15 protein-coding genes are annotated in these 17,158 nt (G+C 63.0%); 4 read left to right on the top strand and 11 right to left on the bottom strand.

Annotated elements, in window-relative coordinates:
- Positions 1-2 precede the first annotated feature (2 nt).
- From KY494_RS20045 to leuS, 9 genes are all read right to left on the bottom strand, one after another.
- Entirely contained in the window at positions 3-2,156 is a 2,154-nt protein-coding gene (locus tag KY494_RS20045; RefSeq protein ID WP_258194345.1) for an HDOD domain-containing protein, read from the bottom strand.
- A 202-nt stretch (positions 2,157-2,358) separates the two neighbouring features.
- Complete coding sequence (locus KY494_RS20040; RefSeq protein WP_219132491.1) at positions 2,359-3,639, bottom strand: multidrug effflux MFS transporter; 1,281 nt, start codon at positions 3,637-3,639, stop codon at positions 2,359-2,361.
- A gap of 151 nt (positions 3,640-3,790) precedes the next feature.
- Positions 3,791-4,960, bottom strand: a complete 1,170-nt coding sequence (locus KY494_RS20035) for a class I SAM-dependent RNA methyltransferase (RefSeq protein ID WP_219891668.1) — start codon at positions 4,958-4,960, stop codon at positions 3,791-3,793.
- A gap of 224 nt (positions 4,961-5,184) precedes the next feature.
- Entirely contained in the window at positions 5,185-5,805 is a 621-nt protein-coding gene (locus KY494_RS20030) for a 2-hydroxychromene-2-carboxylate isomerase (protein WP_219887971.1), read from the bottom strand.
- A gap of 10 nt (positions 5,806-5,815) precedes the next feature.
- Positions 5,816-6,253, bottom strand: a complete 438-nt coding sequence (locus KY494_RS20025) for a CopD family protein (protein ID WP_219887970.1) — start codon at positions 6,251-6,253, stop codon at positions 5,816-5,818.
- A 70-nt stretch (positions 6,254-6,323) separates the two neighbouring features.
- Entirely contained in the window at positions 6,324-7,595 is a 1,272-nt protein-coding gene (locus KY494_RS20020; protein ID WP_219887969.1) for a glutamate-5-semialdehyde dehydrogenase, read from the bottom strand.
- A 17-nt stretch (positions 7,596-7,612) separates the two neighbouring features.
- Positions 7,613-8,629: a DNA polymerase III subunit delta gene (holA, locus tag KY494_RS20015; RefSeq protein ID WP_219132485.1), complete on the bottom strand. Its 1,017-nt coding sequence runs from the start codon at positions 8,627-8,629 to the stop codon at positions 7,613-7,615.
- 10 nt (positions 8,630-8,639) lie between these two features.
- Complete coding sequence (lptE, locus tag KY494_RS20010; RefSeq protein WP_219132484.1) at positions 8,640-9,230, bottom strand: LPS assembly lipoprotein LptE; 591 nt, start codon at positions 9,228-9,230, stop codon at positions 8,640-8,642.
- Between the two features lie 2 nt (positions 9,231-9,232).
- Positions 9,233-11,872, bottom strand: coding sequence for a leucine--tRNA ligase (gene leuS / locus KY494_RS20005; protein WP_219887968.1), 2,640 nt, complete (start codon positions 11,870-11,872; stop codon positions 9,233-9,235).
- Between the two features lie 132 nt (positions 11,873-12,004).
- On the opposite strand from leuS, the gene KY494_RS20000 reads away from it, so the two are divergent.
- Both KY494_RS20000 and KY494_RS19995 read left to right on the top strand, forming a co-directional pair.
- Positions 12,005-12,793, top strand: coding sequence for a helix-turn-helix domain-containing protein (locus KY494_RS20000; protein WP_258194344.1), 789 nt, complete (start codon positions 12,005-12,007; stop codon positions 12,791-12,793).
- 76 nt (positions 12,794-12,869) lie between these two features.
- Positions 12,870-13,235: a VOC family protein gene (locus KY494_RS19995; RefSeq protein WP_219887967.1), complete on the top strand. Its 366-nt coding sequence runs from the start codon at positions 12,870-12,872 to the stop codon at positions 13,233-13,235.
- Here KY494_RS19995 and KY494_RS19990 read toward each other — a convergent pair.
- On the bottom strand, positions 13,232-14,128 hold the full coding sequence (locus KY494_RS19990) for a LysR substrate-binding domain-containing protein (RefSeq protein ID WP_219887966.1): 897 nt from the start codon (positions 14,126-14,128) through the stop codon (positions 13,232-13,234). The two genes, KY494_RS19995 and KY494_RS19990, sit on opposite strands and share 4 nt — an antisense overlap.
- Positions 14,129-14,287: 159 nt before the next feature.
- Between KY494_RS19990 and KY494_RS19985 the strand changes: the two genes are divergently transcribed.
- Positions 14,288-15,469, top strand: coding sequence for an acyl-CoA dehydrogenase (locus tag KY494_RS19985; RefSeq protein ID WP_219132480.1), 1,182 nt, complete (start codon positions 14,288-14,290; stop codon positions 15,467-15,469).
- Complete coding sequence (locus tag KY494_RS19980; RefSeq protein ID WP_219887965.1) at positions 15,469-16,716, top strand: CaiB/BaiF CoA-transferase family protein; 1,248 nt, start codon at positions 15,469-15,471, stop codon at positions 16,714-16,716. The genes KY494_RS19985 and KY494_RS19980 overlap by 1 nt, the downstream gene beginning before the upstream one ends.
- A gap of 113 nt (positions 16,717-16,829) precedes the next feature.
- On the opposite strand, the gene KY494_RS19975 is transcribed toward KY494_RS19980, so the two are convergent.
- The gene (locus KY494_RS19975; RefSeq protein ID WP_219887964.1) at positions 16,830-17,156 is read right to left on the bottom strand and encodes a barstar family protein; all 327 of its coding nucleotides are present in this window, start codon (positions 17,154-17,156) and stop codon (positions 16,830-16,832) included.
- Positions 17,157-17,158: the final 2 nt, after the last annotated feature.

The following is a 17,158-nucleotide window of genomic DNA, read 5'->3' as shown; positions in this document are numbered from 1 at the left end:
CGTTACGAAGACAGGGCGATATTGCCGGGCGCGGGCAGCGCGGCTGCAGCGCTCGTTGGCAAGGGAATGGGCAGTAAAATTTCAAACGAGGTGCCGGACTTGCCGCTGCGGCAGCCGATCACGCCATGCAGGCGCGTGACCAGGTCATGCACGATGGACAAGCCCAGGCCATGATGCGCCCCTTCCTTGTTGCTGCGCACAGGGGAAAACAGATTGGCCAGCACTTCCGGCGCCAGGCCGGCGCCATTATCGCTGACGCACAGTTCCAGGTACAGGCGGCGGTCGCGGTTGACGTGGCCACGGTTCGCCACTTCGATGCGCCCGCCATCGGGCAAGGCCTCGATGGCGTTTTTCAGCAGGTTGAGCAGGATTTGCTTGAGCATGTCGGCATCGGCCTCCACCTCGCATGGCGCGTCCTGCATGCGCGTGACCACCTCGATCTTCGGCGGCAGGAAATCCGTGGCGCGGAACAATCGCAGCACATCGTCGACCACGCGCGCGCAATCGGTCACGCCGCTGGCGGCCACCGGCTGCAGATCGGCCAGGCCGCCGATCAACTGGCCGACGCGGTCGATTTCCTCGTTCAGGATCGCCATCTCGCCCGACACCGGCTCCTGCTTCTCCAGCTTGTGATCGAGCACGCTCAGGTAGTTCTTGATGATGGACAGCGGGTTATTCACTTCATGCACGACGCGGCGCGACGCGGCGCGGTATTCCTCGGCCACGTGATCGAGCTGGCGCCGTGCCAGCCCGCGCGCATGGACGGCCGTTTCCAGCGCCGTGGCGGCCTGGTTGGCATACGCGCGCAGGAAACCCTCGCGCTTCTGGCAAGCGGCAATCTGCCACGCCGCCACGCCGCCGATCAGCACCCCAAGGCTGCGCTGGCCCGACGCCAAAGGCACGCAGACCAGGCTATCGGTGCCGAGAATGCGGAACAACTGCTCCTCGACGATGCCCAGCGCCGGCATATCGCGTTTCAAGAACGCCAGCTGGCATTCCAGCGCCGCGGCGGCCAGGGGCCCGCCCTTGGCCAGCGGAATCGAGAAGCCGGCCAGACGCTGCTGATGTTCGCCCGCCGCCACGCCGACGAGCGCATGACCGGTGGGGTTTTGCAGCAGGATAATGGCGGTGTCGAAATCGAACAGGATGCGCGCCGAGCGCGTGATGGCTTCGAGCAGGCTGCTCTCGCCCTGCTGCCGGGCAAAGGTCTGGCCCACTTCGGATACCAGCACCATGTTGCGCACTTCGTCGGACAGGCGCTGCTGCACCGGATCGACGGATGGCGGCGCATACGCGGGCGGGGTGGCGATATCGTCCGCGCCGGCCAGGTCGATGCCCAGATGCTGCGCGGCCTGTGCCACCTGGCGCGCGACGCCGCCGGCCAGGTTTTCCAGTACCTCCAGCTCCAGCGCGCAGAATTGCGCCGCCTGCGCAATCGATTCCGCATCGTCGGCATGGCAGCACAGCAGGTGCGCCAGGCGCACGATGCGGATCAAGGGATGACTGGCCTCCAGGCGCGCCAGCGGTTCATGGTGATACAGCACGCTGTCGGCCAGGAAGGAATCGAGCTGCCAGCGCTCGATCAGCCAGGCGCCCGCTTCGGCATGCGTGATCTGCAAGGTGCGCTGCTCCACCGCGCACAGGGCGGCATCGTCGCGCGCCGTGAAATTGAACGCGTATTCCTTCGGCGCCGTGGCCAGCAAGGCCAGGCGGCCCACGTTGTGCAGCAAGCCTGCCAGATACGCTTCCTCGACGTGCGGATAGGCCATGGCCTTGGCCAGCGCGCGCGCCATGACGGCGACCGACAGCGAGCTTTGCCAGAAGGCGCGCAAATCCGTGCTGCCGGAATGGGGAAAGCTGTTGAAGGTCTGGAAGACGGATTCGCTGATGACCAGGGTCTTGATCATGTCCGTACCCAGCGACACGAGTGACTGTTCCAGGCTGACGACCTTGCCCTGGCGATGGTAGGCCGAGCTGTTGGCCACGCCGAGGATCTTGCTGGTCATGCCGGCATCCTTGGCGATCAGGGCGGCCAGCTCCGGCATGCCGGCATCGTCGGCCTGCAAGTGGGCGATCAGTTTGATGAGGATCTGCGGCATGGCCGGCAGGCGGGCAATCAGCAGGCGATTGCGAATATCTTGATCAGATTGTTGCATCGTATCAGGCATTGCCGGTTCGAAAAGGATGAGCGCTCAGCAGCGAAGCGCGGCCACGTCCAGAGGAATCCTCCACTCCTGTAACCCAAAAATAGACTGCCTGAGAGGATGCCGGGGAAAAAGTCATCTTATCATAGCATCCAATATTAATTGCAATATAGAAAATTAAGTTGAAATAAATCCAGCGTTCTGCCGTGGAAACTTATGCCTTGAAGGAACCCAGCAAACGGTGGCGGAAGCGCCGCGAGATCAGCCACAGCGTCAGCGCCAGGGCGGTAAATGCCAGCTGGCCCGAAGCCAGCCACAGCACGGAACCGGACAGCAGGGGCGAGATCACGCCGGCCACCACGGCACCGAGCAAGGTGCTGGCGAACGACTGGCACGAGGCGACCGTGCCGCGGATATGCGGGAACAGGTCCAGCGCCAGCAGGGTCGCGCCCGGCCCCACCAGCGACATGCCGAAGGTGTAGAAGAACAGGGGCAGCACCGACCAGGGCAGCGATGGCGGCAGGAACAGGTGGTACACGACATTGACGCTGGCGGCGCACAGCAGGAAGGCAAAGCCGATGCCGATCTGGCGCGCGAACGTGACCTTGCCGGCGATGCGGTTGGCCGCCAGGGCGCCCATGAAAATCCCGCTCACGCAGGGGATGAACAGCCAGGCGAACTGCGATGGCCCCAGGCCCAGCTGCTTGGGCAGCATTTCCGGCGCGGCCGTGATGAACAGGAACAGGCCCGCGAAATTGAGGGCGACGATGCCGGCCTTGATGTGGAACAGGGGCGAGCGCAGGATCTGGCCATAGCTCGACGCCAGGAAACGGGGATTGAACGGCTGGCGCTTTTCCATCGGCAGGGTTTCGGGCAGGCGCCAGTAGCAGAACGCCAGCAGAATGACCGTGTAAAAGGCGAGGAACAGGAAAATCGAGCGCCAGTCGAACCAGATGACGATCCAGCCGCCGAGAATCGGCGCCACGGCCGGGGCGATGGAAAAGATCATCGTCACCAGCGACAGCAAGCGCGCCGCCGCCGCATCGGCATACAGGTCGCGGATGATGGCGCGGCTGATCACCACGCCGGCGCCGGCCGAGACGCCCTGCAGGATGCGGAAGAACCACAGATAGTGCACCGTGTGCGCCGAAGCGCAGCCGAGCGAGCCGATGGCAAACATCAGCAGCGATACCAGCACCACGTTGCGCCGCCCAAAGGTGTCCGAGATCGCCCCATGCCACAGCACCATGCCGGCAAAGGCCAGCATGTAGAACGTCAGCGACTGCTGCACTTCCAGCGGCGACGCCTGCAGCGAACCCTGGATCGCGCCAAAGGCGGGCAGATAGGTATCGATCGACAAAGGCCCCAGCATCGACAGGCCGGCCAGCATCATCGCCAGCGCACCGCGGCTCAGCGGCGCCATGTGGCTCGGGGTGGGAGGCGGAACGGGCGTGACCGGGTCGGGCGGCACACTCGCCGGAGGGATGGGAAACATGGCGGATCCAGGGTGACACATCCGGATTTCTCAGCTGCCAAAATATCTGAGAAAACCGTAGCGAGCGGAAGTGAATTGTGGCCGAGAGCGCAACCGTACTTTAGTACGGTGAGCACCGCAGGCCGCAAGTCACGACGCGCAGTAGGTTTAATCAGATATTTTTAGGTTTTGCTTCTTCGCGGCGGTTGTATCCCGCGACCATATCAAAGCGGAACAAACGGCATTCCAGCGCGCCGTTGAAGAAAGGCGTCTTGCGCGCTTCTTTCAGGCGCAGCAGCTTGGGCAAGCCCAGGTCGGCCGTGAAGAGGAATACGGTCCAGCCGGCGAAGCGCTGCTTCAGGGTCGTGCCCATGGCCGAATAGAACGACGTCGACAGTTCATCTTCCGGGATGGTGCTGTCGCCGCGCACGCCGATACGCTCGCCGTACGGCGGGTTGGTCAGCATGATGCCCGGCACGTCGCTTGGCGGCTTGACTTCCTGCGCCTCGATCTGTTTCAGGGGCACGTCGAAGCGCACGCCGGCGCAACGCAGGTTATGGCGCGTCATGGCCACCATGTCGCCCGAAATATCGCTGCCGAAAATCGTCGGTTCGGCCGGCAGCGGATTGACCTTGATGGCGTTTTTCATGGCATTCCACGGCGCGGGATCGAAGTCGTGGAAGTTTTCAAACGCGAACTGGCGCGTGGCGCCCGGTGGAATGCCCTGCAGCATCTGCGCCGCTTCGGCCAGGATGGTGCCGGAACCGCACATCGGGTCGAACAGCACCATGCCCGGCTTCCAGCCCGACACGCGCAACAGGCCGGCGGCCAGGTTTTCGCGCAGCGGCGCGTCACCCGTCTCTTCGCGCCAGCCGCGCTTGAACAGCGCTTCGCCCGAAGTATCGAGATACACGGTAAACGTGTGCGCGTCGAGGAAGCCGACGATGCGCATGTCCGGCGTCTTGGTGTTGACCGATGGGCGCTCGTTGAACTGGTCGCGGAAGCGGTCGCAGATCGCATCCTTGATTTTCAGTGTCGTGAATTCCAGGCTGCGCAGCGGCGATTTGACGGCAGTGACGTCGACGCGGATGGTGTGGTGCACGCCGAACCAGTCTTCCCAGGATTGCGCCAGGGTCAGGTCATAAATATCGTTTTCCGTCTTGTAGCCGGAATGGGCCATGCGCATCAGCACGCGCGAAGCGATGCGCGAATGCAGGTTGATGCGGTAGGAATCGAGCAGGTCGCCCGAGCAATGGACGCCGCCCGGTACCTGGTTGTGGACCTTCATGGTCGAACTATCCAGGGCGATCTCGCCCAGTTCCTCGGCCAGCGCCGCTTCCATGCCGCGCGGGCATGGGCAAAAATATGAAGCCATAATGAGGATACCTTTTATCCGTTGAAAAACAATTAACTAAAAATTTCAAAATTTGTCGGATTACGCGTGCAGCGCTAATCCGACCTACATCCAATATCTTGCGTAGGTCGGCGTAGGTCGGCTTAGCCCGCCAGGGCGTAAGCCGACATGCCGCACACTGCGCTTGTCGGATTACGCGCGGCTTTGCCACGCTAATCCGACCTACCCAGCGCCCGCTCGACAAAGTCGAGCCTGTCCTGGCCCCAGTACCCTTCGCCATCGACGATGTACCACGGCGAGCCGAAGACGCTGGCGGCAGTCGCCGCTTCCGTGTTGGCATCGTATTCGGCCTGCACGCTGGCCGTCTCGGATGTTTTCAGCAACTGGCGGCCTTCGAAGCCCGCATCGACGGCGATCTGCACCAGGGTTTCCTCGTCGCCGATGTTGCGCTCTTCGGCCCACAGGCCGCGCATGATGGCGTGCGCCAGGTTCAGCGATGCTTCCACGCCGTGCGCCAGGCGCGTGGCGATGATCAGCTTGGCCGACGCTTCCGGCGAGACGGGGAAGAACTTCGGCTGCACATTCAGAGGCACTTGCAAAAAGGCCGACCAGCGCGCCAGTTCGGCCAGGCGATACGCCTGGCGCTGCGGTGCGCGCTTGGCCAGCGGCAGGCCGCCCGAAACGCTGAAGACCTTGCCCAGGTCGAAGGGGCGCACGTCGATCTGTGCGCCCGTCTTTGCGGCGATGGCCATCAGGCGCGCGTGACCCAGGTAGGTCCATGGCGAGTGAGGCGCAAAGAAATACTGCACGACTTTGTTCTGGCTTGCACTCATCTCGACTCCCTTAGAAAGGCTTGACCACGACCAGCACGACGACGGCCAGCAGCATCACCACCGGCACTTCATTAAACCAGCGGAACCATTTGTGGCTACGCTTGTTGAGACCTTTTTCGAACTTGCGCAGGATGGCGCCGCAGGCATGGTGGTAGCCGAGCAGCAGTACCACGAACGTCAGCTTGGCGTGCATCCAGCCCGGAATCTTCATGCGGCCCTCGCCGCCGCCATACAACATCCACAGCAGCGCCAGGCCCAATACCATCGCCGGCAATGCCAGCAGCGACATGAAGCGGTACAGCTTGCGCGCCATCAGCAGCAGTCGCTCGGTGGCCACCGTTTCCGTCTCCATCGCCAGGTTCACGAAAATACGCGGCAAATAAAACAGGCCGGCAAACCAGGACATGACGAAGATGATGTGGAAGGCTTTGGTCCAGAGAAAGAGCATGGGGTTCCCAGTGTCAGAGGTGGAGAAAAATGCGAGCACGGGCCGCCTTGTGGGCAACCCGCGAAAGAGACTATTTACGGACTTCGCCGTGGCCAAAGACCACGTACTTGAGCGATGTCAGGCCTTCCAGTCCCACCGGGCCACGCGCATGCAGCTTGTCGTTCGAGATGCCGATCTCGGCGCCGAGGCCATACTCGAAGCCGTCGGCAAAACGCGTCGATGCGTTCACCATCACCGAGGCGGAATCGACTTCGCGCAGGAAGCGCAGCGCATCGCTGTAGTCTTCCGTGATGATGGACTCCGTGTGCTTCGATGAATACCGGTTGATGTGATCCATCGCTTCGTCGATGCCGTCGACCACTTTCACCGACAGGATGGCCGCCAGGTACTCGGTGGACCAGTCTTCCTCGGTGGCGGGCACCAGGTGCGGATAAGCGGCGGCGGCCAGGATCGCATGGCTTTCAGGATCGGCACGCAGTTCCACCTGCTTGGTCAGGTACAGTTCGGCCAGCTGCGGCAGCACGGTAGCGGCGATGGCGCGCGACACGAGCAAAGTTTCCATGGTGTTGCAGGTGCCGTAGCGGTGGCACTTCGCGTTGAAGCCAATATCAACGGCTTTTTTCAGGTCCGCCTTGGCGTCGATGTAGACGTGGCAAATGCCATCGAGGTGCTTGATCATCGGCACGGTAGCCTCTTCCATCAGGCGCGCGATCAGGCCCTTGCCGCCGCGCGGCACGATGACGTCCACGTATTGCGGCATGGTGATGAGGGCACCGACGGCGGCGCGGTCGGTGGTGTCGACCACTTGCACGGCATCGGCCGGCAGGCCTGCTCCCAGCAAGCCCTCGGCCACCAGCTTGGCCAGCGCGCGGTTGCAATGAATCGCTTCCGAGCCGCCGCGCAAAATCGTCGCGTTGCCGCTCTTGATGCACAGGCCGGCCGCGTCCACCGTCACGTTCGGACGCGCTTCATAGATGATGCCGATGACGCCCAGCGGCACGCGCATCTGCCCCACCTGGATGCCCGTCGGACGGAATTTCATGTTCGAGATCTCGCCGATCGGGTCGGCCAGCGCGACGATTTGCGTCAAGCCTTCGACCATGGTGGCGATGGCGGCGTCGGACAGGGTCAGGCGGTCCAGCATGGCCGGCGCCAGGCCGGCGGCCGCCGCCGCATCGAGGTCGAGTTGATTGGCCGCGCGCAGCAGGTCCGCGTCGCGCACGATGGCGGCGGCGATCAGGGTCAGGGCGCGGTTGCGCGTGGCGCTGTCGGCACGCGCCATGGCGCGCGAAGCGGCGCGCGCGCGCGTGCCCACGTCCTGCATATATTCGGTGATGTCCATGCTTTTATCCATAAAAGTTAACCCTTGGCGATCTTCAGGCCCAGCTGCAGCATGGCGTCCCAGGCATCGCCTGCATAGCCCTTGGCGCGCAAGCCCTTGATCATCTTGTCCACCTGCGCCGCCTGCTGCAGCGCCGCTTCCAGCACGGGCAGCGAGATGCGCCGCAGGGCCGGTTCCATCATCCGCTCGCGCGGTCCCCAGATGCGGTATTCCTTCAGCAGCGCGCCCAATGGGCGCCCTTGTGCCATGCCGGCCTTCAATTTTAACAGCGTGCGGATTTCCTCGGAGACGGCCCACAGCACCAGCGGCAGCGCCTCGCCCTCGCCTTTCAAGCCTTCAAGCATGCGCACCAGGCGCGCCGGATCGCCGGCCAGCATGGCTTCGGACAGCTTGAAGACATCGTAGCGGGCCACGTTCAGCACCGCGTCCTGCACTTGCTCATACGTCAGCTTGCCCGCCGCGTGCAGCAAGCCCAGTTTCTGGATCTCCTGGTGCGCCGCCAGCAAATTGCCCTCCACCCGTTCGGCGATGAAGTCGATGCTGGCGCGCTCCGCGCTCTGGCCCTGCGCGGCCAGGCGCTGGGAGATCCAGGCCGGCAACTGCGCCCGCTCCACATTCGGAATCTCGATATACACGGCCGCCTGCTGCAGGCTGGCGACCCAGGCCGCCTTCTGCGTGGCCCAGTCCAGCTTGGGCAAGGTGATCAGGGTCAGGTTGTCGGGGCTGAGGTTTTTCGCATAGCTTTGCAGCGCCGCCCCGCCATCCTTGCCCGGCTTGCCGGTGGGGATGCGCAGCTCGATCAGTTTTTTATCGCCGAACAGCGACAGCTCCTGGTTCGCCGCCAGCAGTTCGCCCCACTTGAAGCTGCGCTCCACCGTCAGCACGTCGCGCTCGGAATAGCCCTGCGCGCGCGCCGCGCGACGGATCTTGTCGGCCGCTTCCAGCGCCAGCAAGTGTTCGTCGCTGGTGATCACATAGAGCTGCGCCAGCGGCTTGGCCACATGCCCGTCGAGCGCGTCTATCCGCAATTGCATGGCGTCCCCGTTACTGCTGCGGGGCTGCCGGCGCGACCGGAGTCACGGGCGCCACCGACATGGCTGGCAGCACCGGCTTGATGGCGGCCAGGCGGCGCATGATCTGCTGCACCAGGTCGTTGCGCATGTCGCGGTACAACGCCGCCTCCTCGGTTTCCTTGGCCAGCACCTGCGACTCGTCGAAGGTAATCGGACGCACCAGGCTGATGGTCGTCGGTGCCAGCAACTGGTTGCCGGCCTTGTCCAGGACGCGGAAATTGATCGAATAGCCGAGTTGATACTCTTGTACGCGGCCATTTTTGTTCAGCGACAAAATGGTCTTGGTACGATTCCTCTCCGGGTCGGTGAGCACGTCAAGGACAGCGTCGGCGCCATCCTTGGTGTCGACCACCTCCGTGCTGCCGATGGCGCGGATATAGCGCTTCAGGCCAATCGCCAGCGGCGATGTCTCGGGCAGGCCGATGTACATCGTCGCGAACGGCAGCATGAAACTGCCATTCGAACCGCGCAAATGAAAGCCGCAGGCCGACAACAAAACAGTCAGCCCCAAAGCCAGCACGGCACGGCGGCCCAACAGCGATACGTGAGAGGAAGTCGTCATGATTACACCACAATGCTGATTAACTTGCCTGGCACGACGATGATCTTCTTCGGCGTGGTCTCGACGTACTTTTGCACACTTTCGCACGCCAGCGCGGCCGCTTCGATGCTGGCCTTGTCCGCATCCTTGGACACCGTGATCGAGCCGCGCAGCTTGCCGTTCACCTGGATCATCATCTCGATCTCGGATTGCTCCAATGCGGCTGGGTCGACCTGCGGCCAGGCGACGTTGAGCAGGTCGCCGTGCACGCCAGCGTAGCCCAGTTCCTGCCACAGCACGTGGGTGATGTGCGGCGCGACAGGATTGAGCAGGCGCAGGAAGATGGAGAAGCCTTCGGCGATCAGCGCCTTCGACTGCGCGCTGTCGTCCAGCTTGGCCGATTCCAGCGTGTTGAGCATCTTCATGCAGGCCGACACCACGGTGTTGTACTGGATGCGCTTCAAGTCGTAATCGGCCTGCTGCAGCAGCTTGTGCAATTCGCGGCGCAGGTTTTTCTGCGCGTCGCCGGTGGCCGGTGCGGCGCCGCCAGCCAGTGCGGCTTGAATGGTGGCCGACTGGGCGTAGCCGAAGTTCCACACGCGGCGCAGGAAGCGGTTCGCGCCTTCGACGCCGCTGCCCGACCATTCCAGCGTCTGTTCCGGCGGCGAGGCGAACATGGTAAACAAACGGGCCGTGTCGGCGCCGTACTGCTCGATCTGCGCTTGCGGGTCGATGCCGTTGTTCTTCGACTTCGACATTTTTTCCGTGCCGCCGATTTCCACCGGCTGGCCATCGGCCACCAGGACGGCGCTTTGCGGACGACCCTTGTCGTCCAGCGACAGGCGCACGTCGTCCGGGTTGAACCAGGTGGTCTTGCCCACCGCGTCCTTGCGATAATATGTTTCGTTGAGCACCATGCCTTGCGTCAGCAGATTGACGAACGGCTCGTCGAACTTGACCAGGCCGAAATCGCGCATGATCTTGGTCCAGAAGCGCGCGTACAGCAAGTGCATGACGGCGTGTTCGATGCCGCCGATGTACTGGTCCATCGGCATCCAGTAATCGTTGCGCGCATCGACCATGGCGTCGTTCGAGCCTGGCGAGGTATAGCGCATGTAATACCACGACGAATCGACGAAGGTATCCATGGTGTCCGTCTCGCGGCGCGCCGGCTTGCCGCACTGCGGGCAGTCGCACTGCAGGAAGGCTTCGTATTTGTTCAGCGGATTGCCCGTGCCATCCGGCACGCAGTCTTCCGGCAGCACCACCGGCAGATCTTTTTCCGGTACCGGCACCACGCCGCAATCGGCGCAATGGATCATCGGGATCGGCGTGCCCCAGTAGCGCTGGCGCGAAATGCCCCAGTCGCGCAGGCGGAACGTGGTTTTCTTTTCGCCCAGGCCCAGGTCTGCCAGGTCGGCGGCCACCGCATCGACGGCGGAAGCGAAATGCAGGCCGTCGTATTTGCCGGAGGCGATGCAGACGCCGTCCTTGCTGCCATACGATTCCTGCCACGCATCGGTCGAAAATTCCTGACCCTTGACTTCGATCACTTGCTTGATCGGCAGATTGTATTTTTTGGCGAAGCCGAAATCGCGTTCGTCATGCGCCGGCACGCCCATCACGGCGCCATCGCCATAGGTCATCAGCACGTAATTGCCGACCCACACTTCCACTTGCGCGCCCGTCAGCGGATGCGTGACGAACAGGCCGGTCGGCATGCCCTTCTTCTCCATCGTCGCCATGTCCGCTTCGATCACGGAACCGAGCTTGCATTCGGCGTTGAAGGCGGCCAGCGCAGGATTGCTTTGCGCGGCGTGGAGCGCCAGCGGGTGCTCGGCGGCCACGGCGCAGAAGGTCACGCCCATGACGGTGTCAGGACGCGTGGTAAACACATACAGCTTGCCGTCGCCGATCAGGGCGCCATTCGCGTCCTTGATGGCATGCGGGAAGGCGAAGCGCACGCCCGTCGACTTGCCGATCCAGTTGGTCTGCATGGTGCGCACGCGCTCGGGCCAGCCCGGCAGCTTGTCGTCCACATACGCCAGCAATTCTTCCGCGTAATCGGTGATGCGCGCGTAGTACATGGGGATTTCGCGCTTTTCGATCGGCGCGCCGGAACGCCAGCCGCGGCCATCGACCACTTGTTCGTTGGCCAGCACGGTCTGGTCGATCGGGTCCCAGTTCACGGTACCGGTCTTCTTGTAGATGATGCCTTTTTCCAGCATCTTCAGGAACATCCACTGGTTCCATTTGTAGTATTCAGGCTTGCAGGCGGTCATTTCGCGCGACCAGTCGATGGCCAGGCCCATCGATTCCATCTGCTGCTTCATGTGGGCGATGTTCGAATACGTCCATTGCGCGGGCGGCACGTTGTTGGCCATGGCCGCGTTTTCCGCAGGCATGCCGAACGCATCCCAGCCCATCGGCATGAGCACGTTGTAGCCGTTCATGCGCAGGTAGCGGTACATCACGTCATTGATCGTATAGTTGCGCACGTGACCCATGTGCAGCTTGCCCGAAGGGTAAGGCAGCATCGAGCAGGCAAAATACTTGCCTTTTGGGAAACGCGGGTCGTGTTCGACGACTTTGTAGGCGTCGATCGCCTTCCAGTGCGATTGGGCGGCTTGTTCGACGTCGGCGGGACTATATTTATCTTGCATGATGTGCGGCCAATAGTGGATATGAACCGAGCATTATACTGGTTGTCGCCGCCGGATAGCGCGGCGCGCTGGCGGCCCGGGCCGGCAAATTTTGGCCGGCGCACAATTATGCTGTGTAATATATGGGCAATCTTGTTCTTTACATCAAAGCCGGCCATGATCGTCTACCAGGAATATCCGCCCCTCCCCGCCCTGCGGCCCTGGCTGGACTGCGTCTGGACCTGCCGCGTGCGGACGGGCGCCACGCCCGTCACGCACCAGGTCTTGCCCGACAATTGCATCGACATCCTGTGCCAGGACCAGCAAGATGCCAGCTTTGCCGTGGGCATGATGACGGCGCCGATTGCCGTCGCCAGTCTGGGCCTCGTGCAGACGGTGGCGGCCCGCTTCAAGCCGGGCGCGGCAGCGCGCTTCTTCCAGCTGCCCTTGTGCGAACTGAGCGATGGCCGCACAGGATTGCAGCAGCTGTGGGGCCGCGAACTGGCGGCACGCCTCGGTGACGCGCTGTGGAGCGAGCCCTTGTCGAATGCGCAAAGAGTTTCTGTTTTGCAAGATTATCTGCTGCTGCGCTTGCGCAGCGCGCCGCCACGGCGCCAGGCCGGTGCGGCCGAACATGCCATCGCGGCCATCGAACGCGCATCCGGCCAGGTGCGCGTGGAGGCATTGGCCGCGCAACTGGGCGTGTCGCGCCAGCACCTGGCGCTGCAATTTCGCCAGCACGTCGGCATCAGCCCGAAATTGTTTTCCCGTATCTGCCGTTTCCGCGCCGCCAGCGCCGGCATGCAAAGCCTGGCGGGGCAGCCGGACTGGGCGCAAGTGGCCTTGCAATTCGGTTATTTCGACCAGTCCCACCTGATCCACGACTTCCAGGATTTCGCCCGCAGTTCACCCGAGGCGTGGTTCATGCGCCGCCACCATTGAAACCTTCCATTTTTACAATCACGCGCCGCACGCCGGTGGCATGATGGCGTTATTCTTCATTCATCAGGAGCAGAACATGATCAAGGGTTTACGCACCGTCACCTACCCCGTCCCCGACCTGGACCAGGCCAAAGCCTGGTACAGCCAGGTATTTAACGCGATGCCGTATTTCGACCAGCCGTTTTATGTGGGTTTTGCCATTGGCGGCTTCGAACTTGGGCTGATGCCGGGCGGCGAGCCAGGCACGCAAGGCAGCGTGACGTACTGGGGCGTGGACGGCATCGAGCAGGAAGTCGAGCGCATCGTCGGGCTGGGCGGCATCCTGCACCATCCGATCACGGACGTGGGCGACGGCATCCGCACGGTGGAATTGCTCGACCCGTTCGGCAACCAGATCGGCCTGATCGACAATCCCCACTTCGATACCGCCAAGGTCGTCTAGGCCGCCTCGTCCTGCAGCCATGCACGCAATTGCTGCAAGGCCGTCTTTTCGTGCGCCGCCTCGGGCGTGATCAGGTAATACGCGCGCTGGCCGCGCAGTGGGCGCTCGCAGACGATGCGCAGTTCGCCACGCGCCAGTTCCGCTTCGACCAGCATGCGCGGCAGCAGGACGGCCCCTTGCCCCTGCACGGCCGCCATGGCCAGCATGGAAAACAGTTCGTAGCGGGCGCCGTAGCGCGCCAGTTCCCCATCAACCTGCATGGCGTCAAACCACTGGCGCCAGGCGCCCGGGCGCGTACTTTGTTGCAACAAGGTCAGCTCCAATACATCGTGCGGCTGCCACTGACTGCGCGCCGCCAGCAGGCGCGGGCTGGCGACGGGCACGATTTCTTCATGCATCAGCAAGGTGGCGCGCGTGCCGGGCCAGCGCGCCAGCTGCTCGGGCGTGCCCGCGTACAGGGCGCCGTCGTATTCCGTATCGGCAAACATGAACGGTTTTGTATACGCGTCGATATGCACGACGATGTCCGGGTGCAGCCCTGCCAGCGAGCCCAGGCGCGGCATCAGCCAGCGCGTGGCAAACGTGGGCACGGAAGCGAGCTGCAAGGCGCCGCCACCGCCCTGGCGCGCCATGGTGTCGAGCGTGTCGCGCTCCAGGCCATCGAGGCGGGCCGCGATCTGCCGCGCATACGCGGCGCCGGCGCTGGTCAGCAGCACGCCATGGCGCGTGCGCTGGAACAGTTGCACCCCAAGAAAGCATTCCAGCGATGAAATCTGCCGCGAGACGGCGCTTTGTGTCAGCGACAGTTCGCGCGCCGCGTGCGTGTAGCTCTGGTGGCGCGCGGCTGCCTCGAAACAATTGAGCGCCTGCAGCATCGGGATTTTGCGTGACATGGGGTATCGGGCCGGTGAAAGAACATCAGTATGCCGCAAGATATGCGCAACACGCATGTCTGGGTGCGAAAAAATCGTTTGCGCAAGGCTAGGCAAGAACCTACCATGAGCCATATTCAATCTTGCGCCGATCACCGGCGCTCACCTGCGAGGCCTGTGATGAGCAAAACCGTATTCGACTGGAATTCCCCCCTGCTGCTGGAAGAACAACTGACGGGCGACGAACGCGCCGTGCTGGAAGCGGCCCGCGACTATTGCCAGGGCAGCCTGGTGCCTAGGGTCCTCGAATCGTTCCGCCATGGCCGCACGGACGCGGCCATCTTCCGCGAAATGGGAGAACTGGGCTTGCTGGGTACGACCATACCCGAAGAATACGGCGGCGCCGGCCTGAACTACGTCTGCTACGGCCTGGCCGCGCGCGAAGTCGAGCGCGTCGATTCGGGCTACCGCTCGATGATGAGCGTGCAATCGTCGCTGGTGATGGTGCCGATCCATGCCTTCGGCAACGAAGAAACGAAACAGAAGTACCTGCCGAAACTGGCGACGGGCGAATTCATCGGCTGCTTCGGCCTGACGGAACCGAACCACGGCTCCGACCCTGGCAGCATGGTCACGCGCGCGCGCAAGGTGCCGGGCGGCTACAGCCTGTCCGGCGCCAAGATGTGGATCACCAACAGTCCGATCGCGGATGTGTTCGTCGTCTGGGCCAAGGACGATGAAGGCGCGATCCGCGGCTTCGTACTGGAAAAAGGCTGGAAGGGTTTGTCGGCGCCGGAAATCCACGGCAAGGTCGGCTTGCGCACCAGCATCACCGGTGAAATCGTCATGGATGAAGTGTTTTGCCCGGAAGAAAACGCCTTCCCCGACGTGCGCGGCTTGAAGGGTCCATTTACCTGCCTGAACAGCGCCCGCTACGGCATCGCCTGGGGCGCGCTGGGCGCGGCCGAAGATTGCTACCTGAAAGCGCGCCAGTACACGATGGACCGCCAGCAATTCGGCCGTCCGCTGGCCGCGAACCAGTTGGTGCAAAAGAAACTGGCGGATATGTTGACGGAAATCACCATGGGCTTGCAAGGCTGTTTGCGCCTGGGTCGCATGAAGGATGAGGGTTCGCCCGCCGTGGAAATCACGTCTATCATGAAACGCAACAGCTGCGGCAAGGCGCTCGATATTGCCCGCGTGGCGCGCGACATGATGGGCGGCAATGGCATTTCCGACGAGTTCGGCGTGATCCGCCACCTGGTCAACCTGGAAGTGGTCAACACCTATGAAGGCACGCACGATGTGCACGCGCTGATCATCGGCCGCGCCATCACCGGCATCGCCGCCTTCAGCAACTGATGGACGCCTTGGCTTCCACCTTGCGGCCCGCACCGCTGACCGGCTTGCGCGTGCTCGATCTGTCGCGCGTGCTGGCCGGCCCTTGGGCCGGGCAGATGCTGGCCGACCTCGGTGCCGACGTGGTCAAGGTCGAACAGCCGGGCCGCGGCGACGACACGCGCTCCTGGGGTCCGCCGTATCTGAAAGATGAAGATGGCCGCGACACCGCCGAGGCCGCCTATTTCCAGTGCGCCAACCGCAACAAGCGCTCCTTGTGCATCGACCTGGCCGCGCCTGAAGGCCAGGCGCTGGTGCGCCAGCTGGCCGCCGAAGCGGATGTCTTGCTGGAAAATTTCAAATTGGGTGGCTTGAAGCAATACGGTTTAGACGCGGCCAGCTTGCTGGCACTCAACCCGCGCCTCGTGTATTGCTCGATTACCGGCTTCGGCCAGGATGGGCCGTACGCGGCGCGCGCCGGCTATGACTTCTTGATCCAGGGCATGGGCGGCTTGATGAGCATCACGGGCGTGCCCGATGGCCAACCGGGCGCCGGACCGCAAAAAGTGGGCGTGGCACAAACGGACATCATGACGGGCCTGTACGCCACCATCGCCGTGCAGGCGGCGCTGGCCGAACGCGAGCGCTCGGGCCTGGGCCAGCATATCGACCTGGCCCTGCTCGACGTGCAAGTGGCGGCGCTGGGCAACCAGGCGGCGAATTACTTGTGCGGCGGCAAAGTGCCGCAACGCATGGGCAATGCGCATCCGAACATCGTGCCGTACCAGGACTTTCCCACGGCCGATGGCGACATGATTCTGGCGATCGGCAACGATGGGCAATTTTCCCGCTTTTGCGCCGTCGCCGGCCACCCGGAATGGGCACAGGACGAACGTTTCATGAGCAACCCGCAGCGCGTGGCGCACCGGGCGATCCTGATACCGTTGATGCGCCAGACCACGGTCATGCGCACGACGGCCGAGTGGATCAGCGCCTTCGAGGCGCAAGCCGTGCCATGCGGCCCCGTCAACCGCATCGACCAGGTGTTTGCCGACCCGCAAGTGGTGGCGCGTGGCTTGAAAGTGGAAATGCCGCATCCGACGGCGGGGACTGTTGCGCTGGTGGCCAATCCCGTGCGCCTGTCCGGCTCGCCCGTGCAGTACCGCTTGCCGCCGCCGTTGCTGGGGCAGCATACGCAAGAGGTGCTGCAGCAGTGGCTGGGGCTCGATAGCGGCCAGATCGACGGCTTGCGTGAGCGCAAGGTGGTGTAAATGTTGGTCGTCTGGACGTAGGTCGGATTAGCGCTTGCGCGTAATCCGACTTGCACAGCCAACAATGTTGTCGGATTACGGCCCGCAGGGCCTAATCCGACCTACGATTCTATTCACTTGAGTACCAGTTTCAACGCCGGCTTCTCGCCATAATCTTCATAGCGCTCATTGATGCCGGCGATACAGAACGTGATTTCTTCCAGTAAATCAGGCACTTGCGCCTTCATCGCGTCAGCGTCCTGCACCACGATTTCCAGCACTTCGTTCGGTTTCAAACGGAACTGCGTCATGTTTTCGTCATCGCGCAGATAGCTGAGGCAATCGACCCAAGCATCCATGCTGTTGCCGTAGAACGCGGGGAAACCGAAGGCTGGCACGCATTGCGCGTGAAAGCTCGCTTCGTCGGTGATGTCTTTTCCATTCAGGATGGCAGTGGCCATGG

The sequence above is a fragment of the Janthinobacterium sp. PAMC25594 genome (assembly GCF_019443505.1).
GTDB lineage: Bacteria > Pseudomonadota > Gammaproteobacteria > Burkholderiales > Burkholderiaceae_D > Janthinobacterium.
The sequence above is the reverse complement of the archived record's forward strand: the minus strand, read 5'-3'. Positions and strand labels throughout refer to the sequence as shown.

Bases quoted from the DNA above. Each gene is read 5' to 3' on its own strand.
- KY494_RS20045 (WP_258194345.1), bottom strand. From the start codon at position 2,156: ATGCAACAATCTGATCAAGATATTCGCAATCGCCTGCTGATTGCCCGC.
- KY494_RS20040 (WP_219132491.1), bottom strand. From the start codon at position 3,639: ATGTTTCCCATCCCTCCGGCGAGTGTGCCGCCCGACCCGGTCACGCCC.
- KY494_RS20035 (WP_219891668.1), bottom strand. From the start codon at position 4,960: ATGGAAGCGGCGCTGGCCGAGGAACTGGGCGAGATCGCCCTGGATAGT.
- KY494_RS20030 (WP_219887971.1), bottom strand. From the start codon at position 5,805: ATGAGTGCAAGCCAGAACAAAGTCGTGCAGTATTTCTTTGCGCCTCAC.
- KY494_RS20025 (WP_219887970.1), bottom strand. From the start codon at position 6,253: ATGCTCTTTCTCTGGACCAAAGCCTTCCACATCATCTTCGTCATGTCC.
- KY494_RS20020 (WP_219887969.1), bottom strand. From the start codon at position 7,595: ATGGACATCACCGAATATATGCAGGACGTGGGCACGCGCGCGCGCGCC.
- holA (WP_219132485.1), bottom strand. From the start codon at position 8,629: ATGCAATTGCGGATAGACGCGCTCGACGGGCATGTGGCCAAGCCGCTG.
- lptE (WP_219132484.1), bottom strand. From the start codon at position 9,230: ATGACGACTTCCTCTCACGTATCGCTGTTGGGCCGCCGTGCCGTGCTG.
- leuS (WP_219887968.1), bottom strand. From the start codon at position 11,872: ATGCAAGATAAATATAGTCCCGCCGACGTCGAACAAGCCGCCCAATCG.
- KY494_RS19995 (WP_219887967.1), top strand. From the start codon at position 12,870: ATGATCAAGGGTTTACGCACCGTCACCTACCCCGTCCCCGACCTGGAC.
- KY494_RS19990 (WP_219887966.1), bottom strand. From the start codon at position 14,128: ATGTCACGCAAAATCCCGATGCTGCAGGCGCTCAATTGTTTCGAGGCA.
- KY494_RS19985 (WP_219132480.1), top strand. From the start codon at position 14,288: ATGAGCAAAACCGTATTCGACTGGAATTCCCCCCTGCTGCTGGAAGAA.
- KY494_RS19980 (WP_219887965.1), top strand. From the start codon at position 15,469: ATGGACGCCTTGGCTTCCACCTTGCGGCCCGCACCGCTGACCGGCTTG.
- KY494_RS19975 (WP_219887964.1), bottom strand. From the start codon at position 17,156: ATGGCCACTGCCATCCTGAATGGAAAAGACATCACCGACGAAGCGAGC.